Source organism: Hyphomonas chukchiensis, assembly GCF_000682695.1.
GTDB lineage: Bacteria > Pseudomonadota > Alphaproteobacteria > Caulobacterales > Hyphomonadaceae > Hyphomonas > Hyphomonas chukchiensis.
In genome coordinates this window covers 16233-39311 of record NZ_AWFG01000021.1, presented here as the reverse complement: position 1 = coordinate 39311, position 23079 = coordinate 16233, and the positions used below count along the sequence as shown (strand labels likewise).

The 23079-nt window shown below is 54.8% G+C and carries 18 protein-coding genes; 11 read left to right on the top strand and 7 right to left on the bottom strand.

Annotated elements, in window-relative coordinates; genetic code table 11:
- Nucleotides 1-69 precede the first annotated feature (69 nt).
- Nucleotides 70-576: a MaoC family dehydratase gene (locus HY30_RS09125; RefSeq protein ID WP_051615223.1), complete on the top strand. Its 507-nt coding sequence runs from the start codon at nucleotides 70-72 to the stop codon at nucleotides 574-576.
- A gap of 64 nt (nucleotides 577-640) precedes the next feature.
- Here the strand turns inward: HY30_RS09125 and HY30_RS09120 are convergent, their stop codons facing one another.
- The 6 genes from HY30_RS09120 to HY30_RS09095 form a co-directional block, all read right to left on the bottom strand.
- Nucleotides 641-2665 (bottom strand): oxidoreductase, encoded by a 2025-nt coding sequence (locus HY30_RS09120; protein ID WP_162176919.1) that lies wholly within the window; start codon nucleotides 2663-2665, stop codon nucleotides 641-643.
- 657 nt (nucleotides 2666-3322) lie between these two features.
- The gene (locus HY30_RS09115) at nucleotides 3323-4099 is read right to left on the bottom strand and encodes an enoyl-CoA hydratase (RefSeq protein WP_034739400.1); all 777 of its coding nucleotides are present in this window, start codon (nucleotides 4097-4099) and stop codon (nucleotides 3323-3325) included.
- Nucleotides 4100-4160: 61 nt separating this feature from the next.
- Nucleotides 4161-5078, bottom strand: coding sequence for an NAD(P)-dependent oxidoreductase (locus HY30_RS09110; RefSeq protein ID WP_051615219.1), 918 nt, complete (start codon nucleotides 5076-5078; stop codon nucleotides 4161-4163).
- Nucleotides 5075-5803 carry a short-chain dehydrogenase/reductase gene (locus tag HY30_RS09105; RefSeq protein WP_206741448.1) on the bottom strand — a complete coding sequence of 243 codons (729 nt, stop codon included), beginning with the start codon at nucleotides 5801-5803 and terminating at the stop codon, nucleotides 5075-5077. The genes HY30_RS09110 and HY30_RS09105 overlap by 4 nt, the downstream gene beginning before the upstream one ends.
- 22 nt (nucleotides 5804-5825) lie before the next feature.
- The gene (locus HY30_RS09100; protein ID WP_034739363.1) at nucleotides 5826-6698 is read right to left on the bottom strand and encodes a fumarylacetoacetate hydrolase family protein; all 873 of its coding nucleotides are present in this window, start codon (nucleotides 6696-6698) and stop codon (nucleotides 5826-5828) included.
- A gap of 25 nt (nucleotides 6699-6723) precedes the next feature.
- On the bottom strand, nucleotides 6724-7491 hold the full coding sequence (locus tag HY30_RS09095) for an enoyl-CoA hydratase-related protein (protein ID WP_034739361.1): 768 nt from the start codon (nucleotides 7489-7491) through the stop codon (nucleotides 6724-6726).
- Nucleotides 7492-7755: 264 nt separating this feature from the next.
- Between HY30_RS09095 and HY30_RS09090 the strand changes: the two genes are divergently transcribed.
- The 6 genes from HY30_RS09090 to HY30_RS09065 all read left to right on the top strand — a co-directional run bounded on the left by HY30_RS09090 (nucleotide 7756) and on the right by HY30_RS09065 (nucleotide 13320).
- Complete coding sequence (locus HY30_RS09090; protein WP_081812155.1) at nucleotides 7756-8400, top strand: glutathione S-transferase family protein; 645 nt, start codon at nucleotides 7756-7758, stop codon at nucleotides 8398-8400.
- Between the two features lie 89 nt (nucleotides 8401-8489).
- On the top strand, nucleotides 8490-9485 hold the full coding sequence (locus HY30_RS09085; RefSeq protein ID WP_081812154.1) for an NADPH:quinone oxidoreductase family protein: 996 nt from the start codon (nucleotides 8490-8492) through the stop codon (nucleotides 9483-9485).
- Nucleotides 9486-9536: 51 nt separating this feature from the next.
- On the top strand, nucleotides 9537-10325 hold the full coding sequence (locus HY30_RS09080) for an enoyl-CoA hydratase/isomerase family protein (RefSeq protein WP_081812153.1): 789 nt from the start codon (nucleotides 9537-9539) through the stop codon (nucleotides 10323-10325).
- Nucleotides 10326-10390: 65 nt separating this feature from the next.
- On the top strand, nucleotides 10391-11233 hold the full coding sequence (locus HY30_RS09075; RefSeq protein ID WP_051615212.1) for an SDR family NAD(P)-dependent oxidoreductase: 843 nt from the start codon (nucleotides 10391-10393) through the stop codon (nucleotides 11231-11233).
- A gap of 78 nt (nucleotides 11234-11311) precedes the next feature.
- Nucleotides 11312-12388 (top strand): phosphotransferase, encoded by a 1077-nt coding sequence (locus HY30_RS09070; RefSeq protein WP_081812152.1) that lies wholly within the window; start codon nucleotides 11312-11314, stop codon nucleotides 12386-12388.
- A 143-nt stretch (nucleotides 12389-12531) separates the two neighbouring features.
- The gene (locus HY30_RS09065; RefSeq protein WP_206741447.1) at nucleotides 12532-13320 is read left to right on the top strand and encodes an enoyl-CoA hydratase-related protein; all 789 of its coding nucleotides are present in this window, start codon (nucleotides 12532-12534) and stop codon (nucleotides 13318-13320) included.
- Between the two features lie 105 nt (nucleotides 13321-13425).
- Here HY30_RS09065 and HY30_RS09060 read toward each other — a convergent pair whose 3' ends face one another.
- A complete protein-coding gene (locus HY30_RS09060) occupies nucleotides 13426-15477 on the bottom strand; it encodes an acetoacetate--CoA ligase (protein ID WP_081812151.1) in 2052 nt (683 codons plus the stop codon).
- A gap of 254 nt (nucleotides 15478-15731) precedes the next feature.
- On the opposite strand from HY30_RS09060, the gene HY30_RS09055 reads away from it, so the two are divergent.
- The 4 genes from HY30_RS09055 (at nucleotide 15732) to HY30_RS09040 (ending at nucleotide 23048) form a co-directional block, all read left to right on the top strand.
- Nucleotides 15732-17267 carry an acyl-CoA synthetase gene (locus HY30_RS09055; protein WP_034739355.1) on the top strand — a complete coding sequence of 512 codons (1536 nt, stop codon included), beginning with the start codon at nucleotides 15732-15734 and terminating at the stop codon, nucleotides 17265-17267.
- 153 nt (nucleotides 17268-17420) lie between these two features.
- Nucleotides 17421-18569: a CaiB/BaiF CoA transferase family protein gene (locus HY30_RS09050; RefSeq protein WP_034739352.1), complete on the top strand. Its 1149-nt coding sequence runs from the start codon at nucleotides 17421-17423 to the stop codon at nucleotides 18567-18569.
- Nucleotides 18570-18931: 362 nt separating this feature from the next.
- A complete protein-coding gene (locus HY30_RS09045) occupies nucleotides 18932-19789 on the top strand; it encodes an alpha/beta fold hydrolase (protein ID WP_034739350.1) in 858 nt (285 codons plus the stop codon).
- 895 nt (nucleotides 19790-20684) lie between these two features.
- Entirely contained in the window at nucleotides 20685-23048 is a 2364-nt protein-coding gene (locus HY30_RS09040; protein WP_034739348.1) for a TonB-dependent receptor, read from the top strand.
- Nucleotides 23049-23079 lie beyond the last annotated feature (31 nt).

The following is a 23079-nucleotide window of genomic DNA, read 5'->3' as shown; positions in this document are numbered from 1 at the left end:
TGACATGACCGCATCTCAAGACCCTGCACCCGGTGCCGCACAAGCGCATTTACGCGGGCACCAGGTGACATGACCAAGTTCCGCGTTTCGGTCCATGAACTCGGCAGGCATATTAATCGACAGATCGGTCCCTCGGACTGGGTCACGGTCTGGCAGGAGAAGATTGATCTTTACGCGCAAGCGGCAAATGACTTCAATTGGATCCATGTCGACGTCAGGCGCGCTTCAGCGGTATTTGGCGGAACAATCGCACACGGATTGCTGACATTGTCACTGGCGCCGCCACTTGCTCAGGAGCTGATCGAAATCGATGGGATTGAGACAGACCTGAACTATGGGTTCGACCGTGTCCGATTCCCCGCAGTAGTACACGGAGGTGATCGTGTGTGCCTCAGTCTGAAAATATTAGGGGTTGAGCCCAGAGGTCCGGGAGTGTTGCTTCGCATGGAATACAGGATGGACATTGAAGGGCGGGACAAGCCTGCAGTCGTGGCCGATTGGACGTTCATGCTGTTCCCGAGTCCCGAGGCACTTTCGCGCCAGGCAGACAACAGCGGAAATTCATCCGTAGACTAAATGATAAGAACATCCATTTTGAACGATCCGACATGGCATTTTGCAAACGTGCAGGCCATCAAACTCAGACTTGCCTGGCCGTGTCATATGCATGGGCGATGTTGTTAAAGATCGTACCCGCATTTTCCGAAGTGACATCATGGGCGTCTCCGACAACGTATGTTTTGGCGCCCAAGGATTCAGCGACTTCAATCAGGCCGCGTTCGGAGCGGCGGTCGCTGGCGAAGACAATTGTGTTAATTCCGGGCAGTGATTCCGGTGCGTCATCACCGATAAGGATCACCTCGTTCGTTCCCGGATCGAGTTGCACATTATGAACATTCTTGATCCGCCTCACGTGTTTGGCATTCTGCCGATTCAGCAGATACCAGCGGTCATGGGCAGCCAGCTTCCCGCCAAAGTGATTGAGTGATTCTGCAACAGTCACCTTCCGGCCAGATTGCGCAAGATAATCTGCCACAACCATGCCGTTTTGATCGCCGCCAACCACAAGGACATTTCCGCCCGCCTCGAGGTCATGTTCGACCAGGTCGTCCAGCATGATGATTTCAATGTCCTCGGCATTCATGACGACGTCCATCATGTCTTGCGGGACGGTGGGAGCGCTTCCAGTCGCGATGAACACGATGTCTGGCGCAAGTTGCTTCATCAAGTTCAGATCGACTTCGGTCTCGAGGCGCACATCAACACCAAGCTTGACCAGCTGGCGCTCGTACCACGGCACGATATCGCCTATCTCCTTGCGTCCTGGCATTTTTCGGGCGAGCAGAATTTGCCCGCCCAAATTCGACCGCCGTTCACACAGGGTTACGCGATGCCCGGAAAAAGCGGTTCTGCGCGCAGCCTCCATCCCCGCCAGACCGCCGCCCACGACAAGGACATTCTTCGGATTTGCAGAGGCTGAACCGGGGATATCCACACAGGTGAGTTCGCGGGACATCCGTGGGTTGACGACACAGCTTGCGTCGCCACCGCCATTGCGAAGCAAGTGCTCATCAATGCAGCCTCGGCAATCGGCAAGACACGGCCTGATGTCGTCGAGTCGACCCTCCCGGGTCTTCAGGAATATTTCCGGGTCGGCAATCGTGCCCCGCCCAAAACAGACAAAATCCGCCTTGCCGGCCGCTACGAGATCGCGGGCCATCTCGGGGTTCTTGATCCGACCGATCGTTCCGACTGGAATTTTGATGTGTGGTTTCACAGCGGCGGCTAGGTCGGTGTAGCATCCCTGCGGCTCGTACATTGGCGGGATTGTAAGTTTCGGAGAACCGACGAGACCGGCGGTGACGGTGATATAATCGGCACCTGCTTTCTCGGCAATCGGAGCGAGGCGGCAAGATTCTTCGAGGGTCCAGCCGTCTTCGCCCAGAAAGTCGTCGCCATTGTACTTCAGACCAACTGCAATACGATCGCCGACAGCGTTTTTCACGGCGGTCACGACCTCAAGCAGGAAGCGTGTGCGGTTCTCAAAAGAACCGCCATATTCGTCCGTGCGTCGATTGAAGAGCGGTGTCAGAAAGTTGCTGATCAGATAGCCATGGCCCGCATGGATTTCGACGAAGTCAAATCCTGCATCAGCGCACCGTCTGGCGGCCGAGGCAAAGTGATCGACGATTTCGGAAATTTCTTCTTTCTCAAGCGCGCGGTTTGGCTGGCCTCGGTAGCGTGCCGTATCATCGCCCCGGGCCGTTCGGACATTGGAGGAAAGACCCGATGGAGAAAACAACTCCTCGTGGCTTGTGCCTTCGGTCCCGCCGCCATTCCATAGCTGGATACCAAACTTCACGTCATACTGGTGAACCGCATCAACCAGTTTTGCGAGTGATGGGACAATGTCATCATTGTAAAGCGCGATCCCGGCATGCGGCCCGAATAGCCGTTTTTTGGGCGGTATCACCTGGGATGCACCGATTGCAATCATGCCTGGCTCGCCGCGTGCCCGTTCGAGATAGTATGCGATCATCTCAGGCGTAACGTCGCCTTTTTCGTCCGTTTTTGTTCCCGCGGACATGCCTGCCATCATCAACCGGTTTGGTATCTGGAAGCGCCCTAATTTCATGGGCTGATAGAGTTCCGGTAGCGTTGGCATGGCCATTTCCCTGGTAAGATACGAACTATTCGAAATTATCGTTGCGTTTTAATCTTAGCGGGCGTGCGCACGCTGCGTCAATCAGACAATTTGAGGTTCAACGCTTGCCGGGGCGTCGTTCGCCGCCCTCAAGAGACCGTCGCGCGCCATACTATCATGGGTCAAATTCTGAAATTGCATTTGGGTGGCCTGGGTATTGGATATCGGTGACAGGGCGGCGTTCACTCAATAGATTGGAGTTGAATTGCCATTCCGAAGTCTCGATCCTGCCTGGTGTTCTGGGCAAGCGCTCACCTGACAATATGGAGGGAAAGGTGTGCTGTTTTAGGCGCGTATCGAAAATGGCCTGTGCGCGGGGTATTCTGACATGTCTCGCGGAAATGGAGACGAGAATAGAAATAGAAGCGCATGCATTGTCGCGAGACGCATAGAACAAATGTTTCGTTGTTCTTCGGGCGTCGTGGTCGCAGTCTCGAGTTTTTTGCTGCGATCACTCGAGGTGACGCAGGTTGTCATCCGTTGCTGCCTACCCAGGCGCATGACTCGATCGAACCGATGCTTGGAAAGATCCGTGCGAAAGGGACTATTGCCGCTTGCGCAATACGTTCGTCGACAAGGTTACATTTTGAAGTCCGCGCATTGGCGACATGTCACTTCCTAAAACGTCTGCGTCCGGTTGAGACTCTGCGCGCGCTTCATGCCATTTGCGATATCTTCCGCATCGAGCCGGGATGCGTGGGACGCACATCGCAATTTCTCAAGCTCAACCGCTTCTGCAAAAGTGCAAGCCAAACCATCATCAATAAGTTTGCTATAGGCCCCCACAGTGTCTTGGTCCGCATCTGCGATGCTCTTTGCAAACTCAAGGCAATGGCTCATGAGTTCGGTCGGGTCGACGACATCGTTTACCAGTCCAAGTGCGAAGGCGCGATCCGCATTGACAAAGTTTCCAGAGAGCGAGATTTCCTTTGCCCTCTGTCGGCCGATCTGCCGAGACAGCCTTTGAGACAGGCCCCAACCTGGTAGCAGGCCGACACGAACATGGGTATCTGCAAACCGCGCCGTACGAGCAGCAAAAACGATATCGCACGCAAGAGCAATTTCCATTCCGCCGGTAATGCACAAGCCATTGACCGCAGCGATTACAGGCTTCGAACATGCTTCGATCGCCGCGACGGGGTTGGCGCCATCGACTCGTTCGATTGTACCAGGAAGCTCATCCGCTGTTTCAGTGAGATCCAGTCCGGCTGTGAAGGCCCGCTCACCTGCTCCTGTCAATATGATGGCGCGAACAGACGGGTCGTCATCCAGATGCTGCAAGGCGGTGCAAAACTCTCGCCTGAGTTCACGGGAGAGGGCGTTGAGAACCGAAGGACGATTCAATGTGACGACCACAATTGCGCCGCTGCGTGTCGTGATCAGGCAAGACGTCATGTACTCATCCTCAGGTGAGCATAGCATTTGGGGGGCATGCTTGCGACCATGCGCGTCGTCCTTATGGGGTTGATGTTATCGACGTCTGCTCAGGTATATTTTGCAGCATTCGGAAGACGGAATCAAATTGTGTCACAGTCGGCAATGGGACGCCGGTCGATCGGCCCATATCCAGCGCGATCGAAAGGTCTTTCATCAGTATGCCAAGTTGTCCTCGATAGTCGGTGTCGATCTGCGCCGAATAAAATTTCCTGAGCCCTTCGACGAGATATCGAACCGGGCTGAAGTCGTCTGCATCGAATGACCGCTTGTACTCGCGTGCAATGTTTGAATCGGCAAACCCGCCAGCAATGGCTTCGGGAATACGCTCCTTGGCAATGTCAAACCTTTGGGCAAGAGCCATTGCTTCGGCCAGGGCCGCCATGTTTCCAAAATTGATGATCTGGTTGCACGCCTTAGCGGCCTGGCCTGCGCCGATCGGACCCATGTGTGTGATCTGGTTCGCAAAGGAAGCAATAATCGGCCGCGCTCGATCCAGAAGCTTCGCATCGCCGCCTGCCATGGCTGCCAATGTGCCGGCTCGGGCGCCGACGGCCCCGCCCGAAACCGGTACGTCGAGAAATCCGATATTATGCTCGACGAGCTGGCTCGCGAGCTTTTTGGCATCACCTGGAGCCAAAGTAGAATGATCGATAACCAATTCAACCTTGCTGCGGGTTGCCCTGGTTATCCCAGAATTTCCAAACAGGACGTCATCCATGGCCGCTGCGCTGTCCACGCAGATGCAGATAATTTCACAGCTCTCCGCGAGTTCAGCCGGCGATCCTGCTGTTGCCGCGCCGGCAGACTTGAGAGGAGCCATCTTGGATTCCGTCCGGTTCCAGACAACAAGCGCCAGACCCGATTCAAGAATTCTATGGGCCATGGGCGCACCGATATCGCCCAGCCCGATGAATCCCACGGTGTCTTTGCCGGTCATATCATACCTCCATCAATCGCGACGACAGTGCCGGTGGTGTAACTTGAGCGTGGGGAAGCGAGGAACACGACCGTGTCCGCGATTTCCTCAACCCGCGCCGCCCGGCCGAACGGCATTGTCGTTAGCAGGGCCTCCCATCTGGATTCATCTCCAAACTGACGCAGTGCTTCGGCTCTCAGCAGCATTTCGAACCGCTCCGTTGCCACCGGCCCGGGGTTGACGCCGACAACCCGGACGCCATCCTTTCTTGCTTCCTTCGCAAAAGCCTGCGTGAAGGACATGAGGGCGGCGTTTCCCGTGCTGCCTGCGAGGTAAGCGGGATTCGGATAAGACCCGGCTGCGCCAATAATATTCACGATAGCGCCTTTGCGGGCCGCGATCTGCTCGTAGCAGGCATGTGTCAGCGCCATGTAGCCAAAGACTTTCAAGTCCCATGCTCGCCTCCAGACACTCATGGCAAGCGACGAGAGGGCACCGGGTGGAATTGCTCCAGCATTGTTGATGAGAATATCGCAGGCGCCCGCCTCGCGCGCCACACGACTAACCTCGGCTTCACTGGAGAGATCAGCTGCGATCGACGTAACATTTGTACCGAACGCGCTCTCGATGGAAGCCGCGCTGGATTCCAACTCTGTTGCTGTTCTGGAGACAATTACAAGGTCACATCCTTCGCGCGCAAAGGCATGCGCAATCGCCAGACCGATACCTTTGGAGGCGCCGGTCACAAGTACCCTTTTTCCCGTCAAATCAAGATCCATGAGACACAGATTCCGGCCGAAATTGGTTGTCGATATACCCGAGACCTTCAATTTCGCATTTGACGCGGTCACCTGGTTTAAGGAATGAGGGTGGCGTCATTGCGACACCCACACCGCCGGGCGTCCCTGTGAAAATCAGGTCCCCCGGCTCAAGCGTGACCGCTTGAGAAAGGTGGGCAATCTGATCCCAGAGAGAGAAAACGAGATGCCTTGTATTGGAAGCCTGACGCAGGTCACCATTCACACACGCGCGAATATCGAGCCGGTGTGGATCCTGGATTGCGCTGTCGAGTGTGATGTAGGGGCCGAACGGTGCATGGCCGTCGAACGATTTTCCAAGAATCCATTGCGGGGAGGCCAGCTGCCAGTCGCGAACCGACACGTCATTCCCGACGCAATACCCAAACACGTATTGTCTGGCATTTTCTGCTGAAATATGGCGGCACGTTTTGCCTATAACGGCGACGAGTTCTGCTTCATAGTCGACCTGATCGCTGACGACAGGAAGCGGAATGTCGGCAAAAGGATCATTTGCTGATGTGCCAAGTTTGCAGAACCAAAGTTGGCGTTCGGGTGTTTGCATTCCTGATTCTGCAATATGATCGGCGTAATTCAAACCAATCGCCATCATCTTACCCGGCCTGGATATTGGTCTTTTCCAAGTCGGCGAGCGGATCATCGATTCCGCCGGAGGGGCCGCTAGCAGCTGTCCAATTTCAACTCTGTGTTTGTCCCAATTCTGGATGAGTGAAATCATATCTGAGCCGAGATCCGGCAAGATAGAAGACAGTGGTATGGCATCGCCCTGCCATTCAATGGCAATTTGCATTTCGCCTTCGATCAGAACACGTCCGATTTTCATCGCACTTCCCCTTGTCAGTTTAAGCCTAACGCCCTGTCCATGCAGGGAGGCGTTTTTCTGAGAATGCGGAAAGTCCTTCTGCCGTATCCTCAGAACCAGCTAAAACGTCGGCTAGTTGTTGCTCAAGCGATTGAATTGAATCGCGCGATATTTCAGACTCCATCGACAAGCGGGCGATCTGTTTGGTCGCGCGCACGGCCAAGGGTGCGCAATCCAGTACGCGACTGGCCCATTCAAGCGCGGTGTCCATGACGCCACCTTCGGCCGAAACCGCGTTGACAAGTCCCCATTTCATCCCGTCAGAGGCAGATATCGTATCGCCCGTCATCATGAGCCCCATTGCAAGATGGTAGGGCATTCGTTTTGGCAGCATGCGGGCGCCGCCACCGAGAGCTGCAAATCCAACTCTTGGCTCCGGCAACCCGAACTTTGCTCGCGGATCAGAAATAACAATATCTGCATTTAGCGCGATTTCCCATCCTCCGCCCAGCGCCAGACCATTGACTGCGGCGATGAGTGGTTTCGTGAAATCGGACCTATGCGACAGGCCAGCCCAACCCGACGCCGGCATTGGATCAAAGAAGTCGTCAACAAGATCGTGTCCTGCGCAGAACGCCTTTTCACCTGAGCCGGTAACAATCGCCAACCAAAGCCCATCATCTGCCAAAAACGCGTCCCACACCGCCGCAAGTTCATGACATGCCGGCGCATGGAGGCTATTGTGCACCGCGGGTCGATCAAGCGTAACCAGAAGAATACGATCCCTGGTTTCGGTCTTGATAAAATGTCCCACAGCCCGTCACTCCCTTTCGCAAATACATTCAACGAGGCGCAAATGGCACACTCGCTTCATCTAAAACAATTGTCTATAATTTTGTTTAGTGCAACTATTTCGCACGCCTCAATTGGAGCGATGAGCGGGTGGGTAATCAGAGTGACGGGTTGTCAAGCGACCTGCGAGCCAGAGGCGGGCACATGAGTCAGGACGCCGGGCTCGGCGCCCATTTCACATTAGGGCCAGCCCCGGATGTGAGCTGAAACTTTACGTGAGGACGAAATGATAAAATTGTATCATGCACCTCGTGCTCGATCACTCCGCGTCTTATGGACATTGGAAGAACTGCATCTTGGGTACGATCTTGTTCTCCTGAGTTACCCGCCTCGCATGGAGCCTGATTTCATCCAGGAAAATCCGCATGGGACCGTCCCCTATCTGGTTGATGGAGCTCTGAGAATGAATGAGTCTGTTGCCATTTGCCAATACCTCGCATCCAGGGCGGCCTCTCCGCTCGCGTGCCGTCCGGACGACAACGATTACGGGCAATGGCTCAATTGGAATGTGTTCGGCGAAGCTTCGATGACCTATCCGCTGAGTGTCGCGTTTCATTATGGTGATTGGTATGAGCGGCATGTCCCGGGCTGCTCCAAGTATCCCGAGATCGTTCGTTACTATCTGGACGCATTCCAGGATGCCGTGGCGGTAATCGAAGCGCGTCTGGAGGGGCGAACATATTTGGCGTGTGACCGTTTCACGACGGCCGATATCTCCGTTTGCTACAGCCTCTTCCTGTTCGAGATGATGGGATTTGGTGACCAAATTCCGGACGTCGTCTCGGATTACTGGCGCAGTTGCTCGGCGCGTGAATCCTACCGGTCCCTCGCGATTATAGAAGCGGGACCGATGCGACAATCTCGAAAATAGTCGCGCAGCGATGGCAGGAATTGGATCTGCGACATTGCATTTCGATTTTGATAATGTAAAACAATTGTATAAATGGGGGGCGGGTGATCATGAGGCGTGGCCGAGCATGGACGGCGCAGACATTCGGTGAGCCCGCTGACGTTCTGGAAATTGATGAAGCATCCTGGGGCGATCCTGCGCCAGGAACGATTTTGGTCGAAGTCGAGGCGTGTGGTGTCGGATTGCCGGACCTCTTTATGACTCGAGGCGTCTATCCGATCGTAACAGCTCCGCCGGTGAATCCAGGGCAGGAAGTGTCCGGCCGAGTCATCTCTGTGCCAGAGGGTTCAGGGTTTGCCGTCGGCGACAGGGTCATGGGTCTTACAATCTATGGGGATGGTTGGTGGCGCGGGGGACTGGCAGACTACGCATTTGTCCAGGAGAAAAAGTGCTTGCATGTCCCGGACAATATGTCTGCTGAGGCTGCGGCGGGATTTACGATTTGCTTTCGTACTGCCCATGCGGCCCTCGTTGAGCGAGTGCCGGTCATTTCGGGAAGTACAGTTCTTGTGCTTGGAGGCGCGGGAAGCTCTGGAGCTGCCGCCATTCAACTCGCAAAGGCCCGCGGCGCCACTGTCATCGCCATTGCCGGATCAGATGAGAAACTCTCATTTTGTCGGGAACAAGGCGCGGACTTCGCGCTCAGTTACCGGACACCCGCCTGGCAGGACAAAGTCATCGAGATCACCAAAGGTGCAGGCGTTGATGTGATCTTTGACCCTGTTGGCGGGGAAGCTGCTGCGAATGCTGTGAAGGCCATTGGGCGGAACGGTCGCATTGCGCTGATTGGATTCGCGAGCGGGAGCTGGCTCGATCTCAACACCCAGGACATGGTCTTGCGCAATTATTCCGCTATTGGCGTGTTTTCGGGCGGCTTCTCATCTGATGAAGAAGCAGTGGCTTATACCGAACTGGCGAAGTTGGGTGCTTCAGGTGCGGTCCGGACACCATTAGGCAAGGTCTTTGAATTTGAAGATGCGATGAGCGCGATTGAAAGTCTGAATGCGCCTTCCGCTGGCAAAACCGTAGTGAGGGTGAAGTCGTGATTTCCGCAATCGCGACCCAGCATTCGGCGATATGCAGAAAAGAGTGCAAGTATGAGTAATTGGACTACTGATCATGTCGCAAATATCGCGGTCATCACCTTCGACAGGCCTCCACGAAATTTCATGAGTTTCGCGGCGTTGGGAGAACTTTCCAGCATCCTGGAGAGCCTGCGTAATCGCGACGACGTCTCTGTTATTCTTCTGACGAGTAGTGTGCCTGGATATTTTGTGGCTCATGCCGACTTGGACGACTTGTCGCGGGTTGCCCGGGGCGAGCCGGTTGAAGGTGAACGCACGGCGTGGCGCACAACACCCAGTCTCATAGAAGCTATGCCGCAGCCCGTCATTGCCGCGATCAACGGTCAAGCATGGGGCGGTGGAACTGAACTCGCGCTAGCCTGCACACTGCGTGTGGCAACACCCGATGCCAGCTTTGGACTTCCCGAAATTGCTGTTGGAATGGTGCCGGGAGCAGGGGGGACGCAACGCCTGCCGCGCTTGATCGGACAAGGGCGCGCGCTTGAGCTCATCCTGAGCGGCCGAAAGGTTGGCGCTGAGGAAGCCGTAGAGATTGGCCTTATCAACGCAATCTTGCCCGAGGACGGATTTCTGGATCACGCGCTTGATTGGGCCCGGCGAATATCGGTTCACTACGGTCCGGCATTGGCGGCAAACAAGCGGGCGGTCGTGGATGGTCAGCGGTTGGCGTTTGAGCGCGGGCTCGATCTAGAACGCGAATTGGTAATTCCCCGTACGGCTGATCCGGCATCGTTGGCGTTGCGCGACAAACTATCCCGTCGGTATGCGGAGGCGCGCGACACCGATGTCATTGAGTTTTGAATCATTTAGGGGCGGTTCGGCATGAACGGATCCGTGAGACAACTGAATAGGCGTGGAGAATATCTATGAGCGGAAGACTGGAAGGAAAAGTCGCGGTAATTACTGGCGGCGCGAGCGGAATGGGGCAAGCCTCTGCTCTGATGTACCTGCGCGAAGGCGCATCTGTGATCATCGCAGATTTGAACGCGGCATCGGGGCAAGCGACACTCGACATGGCTAAGCAGGCAGGCTTTGAAAAGCGTGCGCGTTTCATCAGAACAGACGTTTGCGACGAAGCGCAGATCGAGGCGATGATCGCCCTTGCACTCGATGATTTTGGGCGGCTTGATATCGTATTCAACAATGCCGGGGTCGGCGGTGCGATGAGTCCAATAGTGGAGACTCGTTCGGAAGACTGGGACAAAACTTTCGACATAATGATGCGCGCGGTTTTCTACGGGATCAAGCATGGTGCCCGAGCGATGAAGAACACGGGTGGCGGCGCGATCATCAATACGTCTTCGACAGCTGGACTTGGCGGAGGGAGCGGGCCGGCTGCTTATTCTGCAGCAAAAGCCGGTGTCATTAACTTGACGAAAAACGCGGCTGTTCAGCTCGCTGACGACCGCATCCGCGTCAATGCCATAGCCCCAGGGGGAATTCACACGCCACTGGTTCCGGCGAAGACTGAAGATGAGATGAAAGTCTTTATGAAGGGGAAGCAGCCCTGGCCGGATACAGGAAAGTCGGACGATATCGCCTATGCGGCCGTTTATCTTGGAAGCGATGAAGCCCGCTTTGTGACCGGCACGACGTTACTTGTGGATGGAGGATTGCTTGCGTGGGGCCCGGGCCTGTTTCCACATTCAGGTGCCTCAATCACGGCGGGAATGCGAATGAGCAGCACTGGAGAGGCTGACAAGGTTTAGGCGGGAATCAGGCCTCGCATCGTAGCCGTTCTGGCTTTTCATCCACTTTCTATCGCGCCACGCGATACTGGATCTGTCATGACCACATCAAGTACCGGTTCCGATCTTCCCTTGTATCTTGAAGACGTAGACGCCCGTTGGCTGACCCACGTCCTTCAAAACAGATTCCCCGGCGTTAAAGTCGAGGCATGCCGCCGTACCGGCGGCCATAGAGGCACTTCAATGTCAGCGTGTTTCGTGCTGACCTATTCGGACCGTGCCGGGCATGATCTGCCTGAATCAGTTTATGTAAAAGGCGGGTTTGACGACAAGTGGCGCAAACGAGTCTATCAAGCGCTGCAACAGGAAGCGTTGTTCTACAACGAGGTTGCCCCGGACATCGATTTGAACATTCCGGGTGCGTATTATGCGGCCATCAATGACGCGCCCCAAGGCATAGTTGTACTGGAAGATTTGCGGCTCAGACCGGGAGATGTGCGTTTTGCTTCGAGTCTCGCGCATGTTTCAGAAGATGATGTTGCTGCGGTGCTTGAGAACATCGCGAAATTGCATGCGCAATGGTGGGGCGATCCGCGGCTGAACCAGTATGAGAGCTGGCGTGAACCCCAACGAATATTTTTGAAATATCTTTACCGTCCGTCTCACTGGGATGAACTTGTGGCCTGCAAACATGGCGAATTGCTGGAGCGCGCCCTGGTGGATTCTGCAACCGCGAAGCGATCCCTGGAAACTCTGTGGGACATGATGGACAGTCGTCCCCGCACATTTCTTCATGGCGACCTGCATGGCGGCAACATCTTCTACGAAGCGGATGGCAGACCTGGTTTTCTTGACTGGCAGTTATGTTTTGCGGGAAACTATGCGCATGACATGTCCTGGATAATTGTCACGGCGCTGAATGTCGAACAACGCCGCAAGCACGAACGAGATCTTATCAAGCACTATCTTGGTGCCTTGGGGGCCCATCGTGGCGACGCTCCGAAATTTGACGATGCCTGGTTGTCGTATCGCCAGAACATGGCGCATGCGCTGGCTTCATATGGCGCAGTGCCTCGCGACATGGGGGCGCCTGATATCGTTGAACGCTCCGCCGAGCGTGTTTTTCACGCAGCGCTTGACCACGATGTGCTCGATGCGCTCGGAATGAAGAACTGATCCGCCACGTGCTGACCGCCAAGGCTATATATTTGCCATCGCCAGAGTTTGAAGCATAGCTCCAGCTGCTCTGTGTGCAAGAATCGCGACGACGAGTGAAAAACCAATCGGGATAACGATATCAGGAGAGAATGAGTGTATCCGTGACGAAGACATATTCAACGATTTTGTTCTCCCAGACAGAAGGACTGGCCCAGATCACGTTCAATCGACCTGAGCGTCTGAATGCGATCAGTGTCGACGTGCTGATGGAGTCTTCCGACGCGATCGATACGGCATTGGCGAACGGTGCGCGCGCCTTACTATTGACGGGCGCTGGCCGGGCCTTCAGCGCCGGTCTTGATCTGGTGGACGCTGGCGAACGTCACGCGCGAGGCGACAACGACAATATTCTGGACGAATACTTTGCTCCATTTGCGAGGAAACTTGCCGAGCTTCCCATTCCAATCGTGTCGGCCATCAATGGCGCGGCAATAGGGGGAGGGTGCGCCATTGCCTTGTCCGCCGATGTAATCATCGCTCGGCGGTCATCCTACTTGCAGTGCCCCTTTGTCAGACTTGGCCTTGTGCCCGACACGGGAACGACGTGGCTGATTGCCAGAAGTGTCGGCCGAACCAGGGCATTGGACTTGTTATTACTGGGCGAAAGAATGTCGGCGGAAGACGCTTGCTTGGCCGGGTTGATCACGCGAGTAGTCGACGATGAGCGTTTTGCTTCGACAGCGCAGGATTTAGTAAACCGTTTGGCGAGCGGGCCGACGGTCGCGCTCAGCCTTATTCGGAGTCAGGTGGCTAGCGCGCTCACACTTGGATTTGACGACATGCTCAAGGTGGAAAGTCAGAATCAACTGATCGCAGGTGCAACATTGGACGTCAAAGACAGTCTCATGGCTTTTGCCGAAGGGCGGCCACCGAATTTCGTCGGAAAATAGAGATGCCGAAGCTTTCTGGGTTCGGCGCCTGGAGCGATCGGCTCTTTCCTTGAATGGTGCGTGTCACAGGTAGGGCCCCGTGGGTTTGACGTTGCTGCATCCTGGTCACCGGATACCAAGTCTCATGTGGTCGGCATATTCGAGATACCAGTTCAATGTGCCTGGATCCCGCATCAGATCGGGATTTGCCACTTGGTCGACCGGCGTGCCTTCAAGAATTCGTCTGACAGGCACTTCAAGGCGCTTTCCGGTGATTGTGTACGGTATTGAAGGTACCTTGATAATGCGGTCAGGAACATGCCGAGGACTATTGTCCTCCCTTAGCCGCCGACAAATCATCTCGTCCATCGCCGAAGTCAGCGCGGCATTGGCTCGAAGGGTCACGAAGAGGAGCATCTGAGGGCCATCTTGAAGTGTGGGCGCGACCACCATTGCATCGTCGATTTCGGGCATCTGTTCCAGTGTGCGGTAGATTTCCGAAGTGCCGATACGAATGCCGTGACGGTTGAGCGTCGCATCTGAGCGCCCGAAAATGTAACAGCCTCCTCGATCATTGATCATGAAGAGATCTCCCTGGCGCCACGCGTTGGGGAAATCTTCAAAATAGCTTTCAAAGTATCGCTGGTCTCCCGGATCGTTCCAGAATCCGAGTGGCATGGACGGAAACGGCGCGCAGATCACAAGTTCCGCAACTTCATTTCGCACACTCTCGCCGCGTTCGTTCCATGCTTCCACGTGAATACCGAGCACACGTCCCTGCATTTCTCCCGCATGTACTGGTAACAATGATACGGCACCGGTAATGGCGCTACATATCTCGGTCCCACCCGATTGAGAAGTCACCCAGAGATCCGGCTTCACGTGATTGTAGAACCAGGCAAATGTTTGCGGTGTGGAGGGTGCCCCTCCCAATATCACCATTTCCAGTGCAGATACGTCAAAGTCGCGGCCAGGCTGGACGCCGTCCTGGTCCATCTTGACGACAAGGCTCGGGCTGAGGCCGAGAACAGTTGCGCGAGAGGCTTCAGTAATGCGCCACAATTTCGAGCTATCAGGATAAAGCGGATTGCCATCATAGATGACGACCGATGCGCCGGTAACCAGCGCAGAATAAAGTGAATTCCAGACCATCCAGCTTGTCGTCGTATAGAAGAATATGGTCGAATCAGGGGTCAATTCCGCGCAAAAATGCTGGGCGCGTAATTGCTCAAGCAACATGCCGGCATGGCTATGAATTATGGCCTTCGGCAACCCGGTTGTTCCAGACGAAAAAAGCACCCACAGCGGATGGTCGTGCGCGACTTGCTCGAATTCGAAACGCTCTCTCGTCGGTGCATTCGTGTCTATCAGGTCTCGCCAAGTGTGTGCGCTTACGCCTGAAAAGGTCAGACGGACTTCCTGATTGTAGGGGACGTGAACAACATGATCCAGGCTCGGCAGCCCTTCGACGATTTGTGCAACTTGATCCGATCGGTCCTTGTCGGCGCCGGCAAATGTGTAGCCGTCTGTCACGAAAATAAGTTTCGGATCCAACTGGGCGAACCGGTCGATGACCGTTTTTGAGCCGAACTCAGGTGCCGCCGATGCCCAGACCGCCCCGATTGCAGTTGCCGCCATCATAGCGATGGCTGTTTCAGGAATGTTGGGGAGATAGGAGACGATCCGGTCTCCTGGCACGATGCCCAGGTTTCGAAGAGCCGTTGCCATACGTCTCACAGACTCGCCGAGCTGAGTCCACGTCACCTCCCGGTGAACGCCTGATTCGGAAAAGGCATGGATGACCACTCGATCAGGATTGACGGATTCATGCCGAAGCAAATGCTGGCAGAAATTAAGTCGCGCACCTTCGAACCAGATGGCGCCAGGCATTTCGGGACCGGACAAGATGGTATTATATTTTTGCACCGCGTCGACCGCAAAATAATCCCAAATACTCGCCCAGAAGGCATCAACGTCTGTGACGGACCAGTCCCACAAAGCTTCATAGCTTTCAAAACAAAGCCCCCTTCGGCTTTCCAGCCATGCCTTATATCGGAACAGATTGGACCGTTCCACACGTGCCGATGATGGCGACCAGAGAAGGTCTCCTTGCTGCGGAGCGATCGGAAGGCTTCCGGAGCGGAGGTCTGCTTGAGATTCAGGGTCTTGTCCGGGCATTGTGCTTCTCCCTCGTAGCGATCTTGTGTGCCGCAACATTGAAATTAGGTCGTTAGTATTATCCGGGCGGCAGGAAAACAAGCGAACTCCCAAATACCAGACTTTTGCTCCCATCCTGATCGGGTGCCTCCTGCAACCTTCCGACCTTTCGTGACGCTTGCGTCCGCGGGATTCCTTTTATACTAAAACGGATGTATCAATTGTTTGGCCCTTCAGGACCAGCCAGTGGCGGGCCGAGAAGGCAGGGAGAAGACATGGAACTACACGTGCACAATCATGCGAGACGCAGGCCCGAACACATTGCCTATAAAATGGTGCCAAACGGCGAAGCAATTACCTACCAGCAACTTGAAGACCGGTCCAATCAGTGCGCCCATCTCCTGCGTGCCGAAGGCCTCGCGCGCGCCAGTGTCATTGCTGTCTTGATGGAGAACCATGCGCGATATCTTGAAATCACAATTGCTGCGGAGCGCTCGGGGCTCTATTTCACCTCTATTTCCACCCAACTGACCGCTCCGGAAGCCGCTTACATTGTCAAGGACGCAGGTGCGACAGTGCTCTTTGTCTCAAAGGCGAAGCTCGCACTCGGTAAAGACATTGCCCAACAGGTTCCGGGCCTCAAAGTCTTTCTGGTTGATGGTCAGGCCGATGATGTGCGCGACTATGTAACCGAACGTGACGCCATGCCGGTATCGCGCATAGGCGACGAGAGTCAGGGCGCGCCGATGTTGTATTCTTCCGGGACCACCGGTCGTCCCAAAGGGGTCAAGTTCCCCCTTCCTGACGCGCGAATTGACGAGATGGACGGTTTGACGAACCTGGCAGTGGAATGGTTCAACTACAATCCCGATATGATCTACCTGTCGCCAGCACCGATGTATCATACGGCGCCTCTGCGCTGGTCCATGTCGGTCCTGAAAGTCGGAGGCACGGTCATCGTGATGGAGAAGTTCGACGCTGCGGAATCGCTTCGATACATTCAGGACGAGCATATAACGCACTCCCAATGGGTTCCGACCCATTTTGTGCGTATGCTCAAGCTTCCGCGGAACGTGCGGGAGCAGTATGACCTGTCCAGTCTTCAGCTTGCCTTCCACGCCGCCGCGCCTTGCCCCGTGCCGATAAAGGAAGAGATGATCGCCTGGTGGGGACCGATCATTCATGAATTTTATGCCGGCACAGAGTTCAACGGTCTGACGGCTATCGGGCCGATGGAGTGGATGACGCACAAAGGCTCGGTCGGTCCTGCAGTGTTCGGCAAGATACATATCTTGTCTGATGAAGGGGAAGAGTTGCCGGTCCGAAAGGAAGGATTGATCTATTTCGAGGGCGGTAATGCGTTCAGCTACCACAATGATGAGGAAAAGACCCGAGGGGCCTACAACGACAAGGGATGGAGCACATTAGGGGATATTGGATGGCTCGATGAAGATGGATTTCTTTATCTTACTGACCGGAAGAGTTTCATGATCATTTCCGGCGGCGTGAACATCTACCCCCAGGAAATTGAAGATGCGATCATCACGCATGAGCAGGTGGCCGATGTTGCCGTTATCGGAGCCCCGGACGAAGACCTTGGCGAGCGCCTCGTGGCGATCGTTCAGCCGCTTGATTGGTCCGACTCAGGGGACGCGCTGGCGACGTCCATCCGGGATCATCTCAAAGGGAAACTTGCGAAGATGAAGATTCCGAAACAGATCGATTTCATGGAACAGCTACCGCGGCATGCGACCGGGAAATTGTACAAGCGCCTGTTGAGAGACACGTATTGGGATAAAGCGGAGTCCTGAAATCTGAGACCCTTCCCAATGTGCATTTCCATTCTCTTTGCATGGCAGGTTGCGAATTAAAAATAGAACGTTTGTTCTTGTTTTTCCTTGCTCTGTCGTTCCGAAACTGAAACAGTTTGAGCCTTACCAAATAGATGCGGAGGAGAACGCGAAATGATCGATCCGAAGGATGCGCCGTGCAAGGGACTACGCGTGATCGAATTCGCCACGATGGTTTCCGGACCATTTGCAGGACAGATGCTTTGCGACCTCGGCGCCGAGGTGATAAAGATCGAACCCGCTACCGGAGACCCGATGCGGGCGATGCATCCCAAGCAAGACGATCTGCCTGCGTTCTTCCAGCAAGTGAACCGTAACAAGAAAAGCATCGCACTGGATCTGAAAGCCGAAGCGGATAAGGCCACTGCGGTCAAGCTCTGTCTGGGAGCCGACGTCATTATTGAAAATTTTCGTCCTGGCGTAATGGACCGGCTCGGATTGGGGTACGATGTCCTGAGTGCCCAAAATCCCGGATTGATATTTGCGTCAATTACCGGGTTCGGTTCGGATGGCCCCTACGTTGATCGACCCGCATACGATCACGTCATTCAAGGAATGTGCGGCGTAATGGACGATTTCGGCCAGTATTCCGAAAACAAGGAGCCGGTGCCGGTCCGAAACTTTCTGGTCGACAAGATCGCCTCAACGACGCTTACGCAAGGTGTGCTGGCGGCGCTCCTCGCGCGTGAGCGAAATGGGGGAAGAGGGCAGACCGTTTCGGTCTCGTTGCTGGAGGCGTATGCCGCACTTATGCTTCCGGCAATCATGATCAATCATACCTTCCAGAGCGAAGGGGCCGAACGAATTCGCAAGATCAACATGTATCATCCCATCAAGACGACAGACGGATTTGTGATTGGCCACATACAAACAGATTCCCAGTTCGAGGGAATGTGCAAAACAGCGGGCAGGGAAGAATTGGTGGGTGACGTGCGCTTCAAGGACGCTTGGTCTCGCATGTCTAATTATGAGGCGCTGTGGGCGGAGATGGAGGTCGGCACCTCTCAACAGAGCACCAAAAGCGTCGTCGACAAGGCTGCCAGGTTCGGCGTGCCACTCGCTCCTGTCAATTCGATTGCAGAGTTTTTCGACGACCCTCAGGTTAAGTTCAAACAAACCTGGTTCGATATCGAGGATCCGGAGTACGGCACGATCCGCAACCTTTGCTACCCTGTCCGGTTCGGCACCTCGGAGATAAAAATCGAAAAACGCGCGCCCAAGTTCGGTGAGCACCAGGCCGACATCCTCAAGCAAGCCGACTGAACCTATGGCAAGGGTCTTAGTCCAGCCGAGTTGCGGGCCGGCGTCGCCATCGCTGCGGGCCCCCGATACTCGGACCATCGGTCCCGACATAGGACATATGGGGGGGAATCTCCTCGACGGCATAAGACTGCCAAGGCCTGAGGAGCGTTCAAGTGAGCCGGCCCTGCATCGATCACCTCAAGTCCCTGCTGGCAATATTTTCTCTCAGGGCGTTTCCTGTGTGAATAAGCAAACCGCAAAATCGCGGCCGGGGCCTGGCGACCGAAATGAACCGGTTAGCCTGAAGCGTCCCGATTTCTAGAATTTGAGTATTACGTCAATCAAGCCTGATGGCAGGCAGAGCAAACGCTATGGAGAGTTAGATGACCATTTGGAACGATTTTCTGGGATGCGAAGTCAGGTACATATATACGCCAACGTATGGGCGGGTACGTATCGTGGAGGCGGGTAAAGGCGAAGGCAAGCCGCCACTGTTTTTCCTGCACGGGATTGGTGGCCATTTAGAAGCTTACGCCAAGAATGTTAAACCGCTGTCCGATGATTTCCACGTGATTGCGTATGACTTTCTGAACTGTGGATTTTCTGAAAAGATGGATACGGTTTTCAACCCCGTGACATTATCAAAGCAGCTGGCAGAAATCATGGATGCGCTTGGTTACAAGAAAGCCAATATTTCCGGGGAGTCCCTGGGCGGCTGGGTCGCCGGAACATTTGCTGGAATGTATCCCGATCGGGTCATCAAGATTCAATTGAACACGACCGGCGGCATTCAGATTACGTCGGAACAAGGCAAGAAGGATCTCGTTGAGCTCGTGGAGTTGATGAAGAAAAGTGCCGGCACGCCAACCTATGAAAGCACTTTGCTACGCATGCAGTGGCTTATGCATGAAAGCAATCACCATCTACTGGATGAGGAACTGGTGGGCACACGGCTTAGTATTTACACGCATCCCGATATGTCCGTGGCCAACAAGAGTATTGGGGAATTTGCGGCGTCCGACCATCACGCATTCGACATTCCATTGGACAAAATTAAATGTCCAACTATGTTTCTTTGGACGCGCGACAACCCCATTCATACACTTGATGCTGCAGAACTGGCCTGTTCGAAAGTCGGCGGCGCCCGGCTGTATGTGATGGAAGCCGACAGCAAGCATTGGCCTCAATATGAAGCACCAGAAGAATTCAATCGTGTAACGCGCTCGTTCTTCAAAGCGTAAACGCAAGAGCTGCTCGCGTCAGTGTGGCGTTTCCAGAGACCTCTCAGATGCGGTCGGTGATTTCAGGCGGTCGCCTCTGTCGTTGCCTTGGTCTTGATGGTCCGGCTTCACTAGGCGTGACCGAATAGATCTGAGCAGCAGCAGGAATACTCGCGCAGGGAGGCGGCGCAGCCTGTGTGAATTGAATGTGGGTGATCTGACTGTCCCGGTGAGGCCGGGGCAAGCGGCGTATCGTCGGCTATTCTGCTCAACGAAATTGTGCGGCGTGCAACGAAAATTGAGCGTGAAAGCGAGCCCCTTCATCCATTTGATTGGTCCTTATGCGACCATCCAGCCATTTGGGCTGGACTTCGGGACCGGAGGCTGATTGGGCGATTTATACTAAATCGATCGTTCAATAATAGTCATAAAAGCTGCATGCCGTACTAGATCCATTGGTGTCACTCTCATTGTTTTTCCGGGCCGGTCTGGCGCCGAATGGAAAAGAACCAGAATGTGTCGCAGAGGTCACAGAAAGATAGAATGGATTAAATAATGATAAAAAACAGTGCATTCGTCGGGATATTTTGTGCGGGAATTTTCCGGGAAGCGAGATCACTAGGCCCTTGCCACTAAGGCAGGGGCTTGCGTTGGGTCAGGAATGCTTGACATAATTATACAAGCGTTTCAGCGTGAAAATGCATAGAACGCACGCGCACGGAACGCGGGCATGTGCGGAGGGACGAATTGGCTGTCATCCGGGAGGGTTAGGGACGCGCATATCTTCAGGTTCGTGATCGGCGCCGTTGTGGCCGGCCCGTCATTCGTTCCTGCAAGCGCAGATCGGTCGGATACGCAGCCAGAGCATTTAACGATCAAGAACGCAAAAATGCGTTCAATTGGGAGAAAGCACCAAATGAAGAAAACTCAAAAATTCAGTTTCCTTGGCACGGCGGCCATGGCGACGATCATGACTTCCGCGTTTCATGCGCCAATGGCCATGGCGCAAGAGCAAGAGTCTGAAGCAACCCGTAAACTGGATACGGTCACGGTAACCGCCCAGCGGCGAGAAGAGTCGTTGCAGAATGTGCCTATTCAGGTCTCTGTTGCTACGGCCGAAATTCTGTCTGACAAGAATATCGACAACGGTACACGTTTCAATGTGATTTCGCCGAGCATCCAATTGAGGACAGCGGACGAGCCAGCTGCAGGCGTGCGCTTGCTTATTCGCGGTCTCGGCACAACCGGTCCGAGTGTCTCGCTTGAAGGAGGTGTGGGTGTTTTCGTTGACGGTGTATACCGCAGCCGGAATGGCGCGGCCCTTTCGAATTTCCTCGACTATCAGAGTGTTCAGGTCCTCAAAGGGCCTCAGAGCACGCTGTTTGGCAAGAACACGTCAGCGGGCGCTGTCCTGCTGACCAGCACCGCTCCGGATCTTTCCGAGACGGCCGGCAGCTATGAGATGCGCCTGTCGAATTTTGATAGTCGCATGTTCAAGGGTGCGGTGAATCTTCCATTGGTCGATGACAAGCTGGCGGTGCGTGCTTCATTGATGGGCTTCAACAATGGCGGCTACGTGGAGAATGTACTGACAGGGCGGACCGAGGATCAGACTGAAGGATGGGCAGCAAAGGTCTCGATGCTGTTTGAGCCATCAGAAACCATGAACTTCAATCTCATCGCCGATTGGTCAGACACAACCGGTGAGTGTTGCGTCCGCGCTGTTTACACGAACCAGGATAGTCCGGTAACAAATCTTCTCGACGCGCTCGCTGCCGCACGGGGGCTTCCGGACACGACTCTCGACTATGTCAACGGCGGGGATTTCCGCACGGCCGTGCGGAATAATGGCGATCTGGCTATGCGTGACAAGGGCCTGACTCTCCGCTCGGAGTTCGATCTGGGGCTCGGGACGCTGACATCGATTACAGCCTACCGTGAATGGTTCTCGCGCAACCGCCACGAGCAGGCATTGTTCAGCACGGTAGATGTGCTTGCATTCTCGCCACAGTTCGAGTCGCAACAGTTCAGCCAGGAACTCCTGTTCGACACCAAGATCTCTGACTCGATTGATGCACTCTTTGGCGTTTTCTATTCTGACGAAGACCTGCTTCGCCAGCGTACATTGATCAATGGTGCCGACGCTCAGGCGTTTATCACGGGTCTTACAGGAATTCCGTCGGGCGCAACACCCGGGACGGTCATACAGAAAGAGTACATTCCTGGTACCGCAAAGAGCATGTCCGTGTTCACGAACTGGACTTTCGCACTCTCCGACAAGTGGACGCTTGCCGCAGGCGGACGCCTCTCGAAGGAAGAAAAAACGGGATCCTATGACAATATCATTGATCCACCGGCGGGTTCGGCATGGACGCTGATCAATGTGTTCCCGGCACCAGCCTTCTCGGATTCCTACGACGAAGACGCATTCTCGGGTGCGATCAGCCTTAGCTACAATCTGAGCTCGAACGCGACGATCTTTGGCAAGTTCAGCCGTGGGTTCAAGGCTGGCGGGGTTATTCTTGACAGTACCGCAGCGGGCGCGCCCTCAAACAATCCTGAACTTGGTGCGGGCCGTGTGCCGAAGGACCCGACTTACAAATCGGAGTTTGTCAACGCCTACGAATTGGGCGGAAAGTTCGTCTATTGGGATGGCCGGGCTTCGACCAATGTGTCCCTATTTTACAATGATATTGAAGACCTCCAGGTCCCGCAATTCCTCGGTGCAGCTTTTTCAATTGTGAACTCGCCGTCCGCGGAAGACTACGGCGTCGAAATTGAGAACAGCTTCGTTCTCAGCGACTATCTCACGCTCAATCTTGCGGCGACATACATTCCGCATGCAGAGTACGGATTCGACGCGGACCTGGAAAACGCAACTTCGGGCGGCGCTGCAGTGAGCGGCGAGCGCTTCCTCCTGACCCCGGAATGGGCGTCGAATGCGACGCTTGATTTTGAGAAACCACTGAGCGATCGCCTGGCACTGATTGCGTCGGCTGGTTATCAGTACACTTCCGAGCAGCGGACTAATTCCGGGGCGCTGCCGATTCAGGGGTCGACCGGCTACATTGCCAATCAGCAACCAGATACATGGTTGGTCGATCTCAGCGTTGGGCTCAAGCAGCTCGAGCAGGGATGGTCGCTCAGTGCGTACTGCAACAATTGTTCGGATGAACGATATGTAGGGGCTGAGTTTGGTGCAACATTCCAAACGGGCTCATACATGGGCTTCCCCGCTGCCCCGCGGACCTGGGGGGTGGCGCTACGAGGCAAGTTCTAGACTTTCCGCGTTCGACTTAAGCGCTTTCGAC

Excerpts from the sequence above, each read along its gene's own strand:
- HY30_RS09125 (WP_051615223.1), top strand. The coding sequence starts at position 70 with ATGACCAAGTTCCGCGTTTCGGTCCATGAACTCGGCAGGCATATTAAT.
- HY30_RS09120 (WP_162176919.1), bottom strand. The coding sequence starts at position 2,665 with ATGCCAACGCTACCGGAACTCTATCAGCCCATGAAATTAGGGCGCTTC.
- HY30_RS09115 (WP_034739400.1), bottom strand. The coding sequence starts at position 4,099 with ATGACGTCTTGCCTGATCACGACACGCAGCGGCGCAATTGTGGTCGTC.
- HY30_RS09110 (WP_051615219.1), bottom strand. The coding sequence starts at position 5,078 with ATGACCGGCAAAGACACCGTGGGATTCATCGGGCTGGGCGATATCGGT.
- HY30_RS09100 (WP_034739363.1), bottom strand. The coding sequence starts at position 6,698 with ATGAAAATCGGACGTGTTCTGATCGAAGGCGAAATGCAAATTGCCATT.
- HY30_RS09090 (WP_081812155.1), top strand. The coding sequence starts at position 7,756 with ATGATAAAATTGTATCATGCACCTCGTGCTCGATCACTCCGCGTCTTA.
- HY30_RS09085 (WP_081812154.1), top strand. The coding sequence starts at position 8,490 with ATGAGGCGTGGCCGAGCATGGACGGCGCAGACATTCGGTGAGCCCGCT.
- HY30_RS09080 (WP_081812153.1), top strand. The coding sequence starts at position 9,537 with ATGAGTAATTGGACTACTGATCATGTCGCAAATATCGCGGTCATCACC.
- HY30_RS09075 (WP_051615212.1), top strand. The coding sequence starts at position 10,391 with ATGAGCGGAAGACTGGAAGGAAAAGTCGCGGTAATTACTGGCGGCGCG.
- HY30_RS09070 (WP_081812152.1), top strand. The coding sequence starts at position 11,312 with ATGACCACATCAAGTACCGGTTCCGATCTTCCCTTGTATCTTGAAGAC.
- HY30_RS09060 (WP_081812151.1), bottom strand. The coding sequence starts at position 15,477 with ATGCCCGGACAAGACCCTGAATCTCAAGCAGACCTCCGCTCCGGAAGC.
- HY30_RS09055 (WP_034739355.1), top strand. The coding sequence starts at position 15,732 with ATGGAACTACACGTGCACAATCATGCGAGACGCAGGCCCGAACACATT.
- HY30_RS09050 (WP_034739352.1), top strand. The coding sequence starts at position 17,421 with ATGATCGATCCGAAGGATGCGCCGTGCAAGGGACTACGCGTGATCGAA.
- HY30_RS09045 (WP_034739350.1), top strand. The coding sequence starts at position 18,932 with ATGACCATTTGGAACGATTTTCTGGGATGCGAAGTCAGGTACATATAT.
- HY30_RS09040 (WP_034739348.1), top strand. The coding sequence starts at position 20,685 with ATGAAGAAAACTCAAAAATTCAGTTTCCTTGGCACGGCGGCCATGGCG.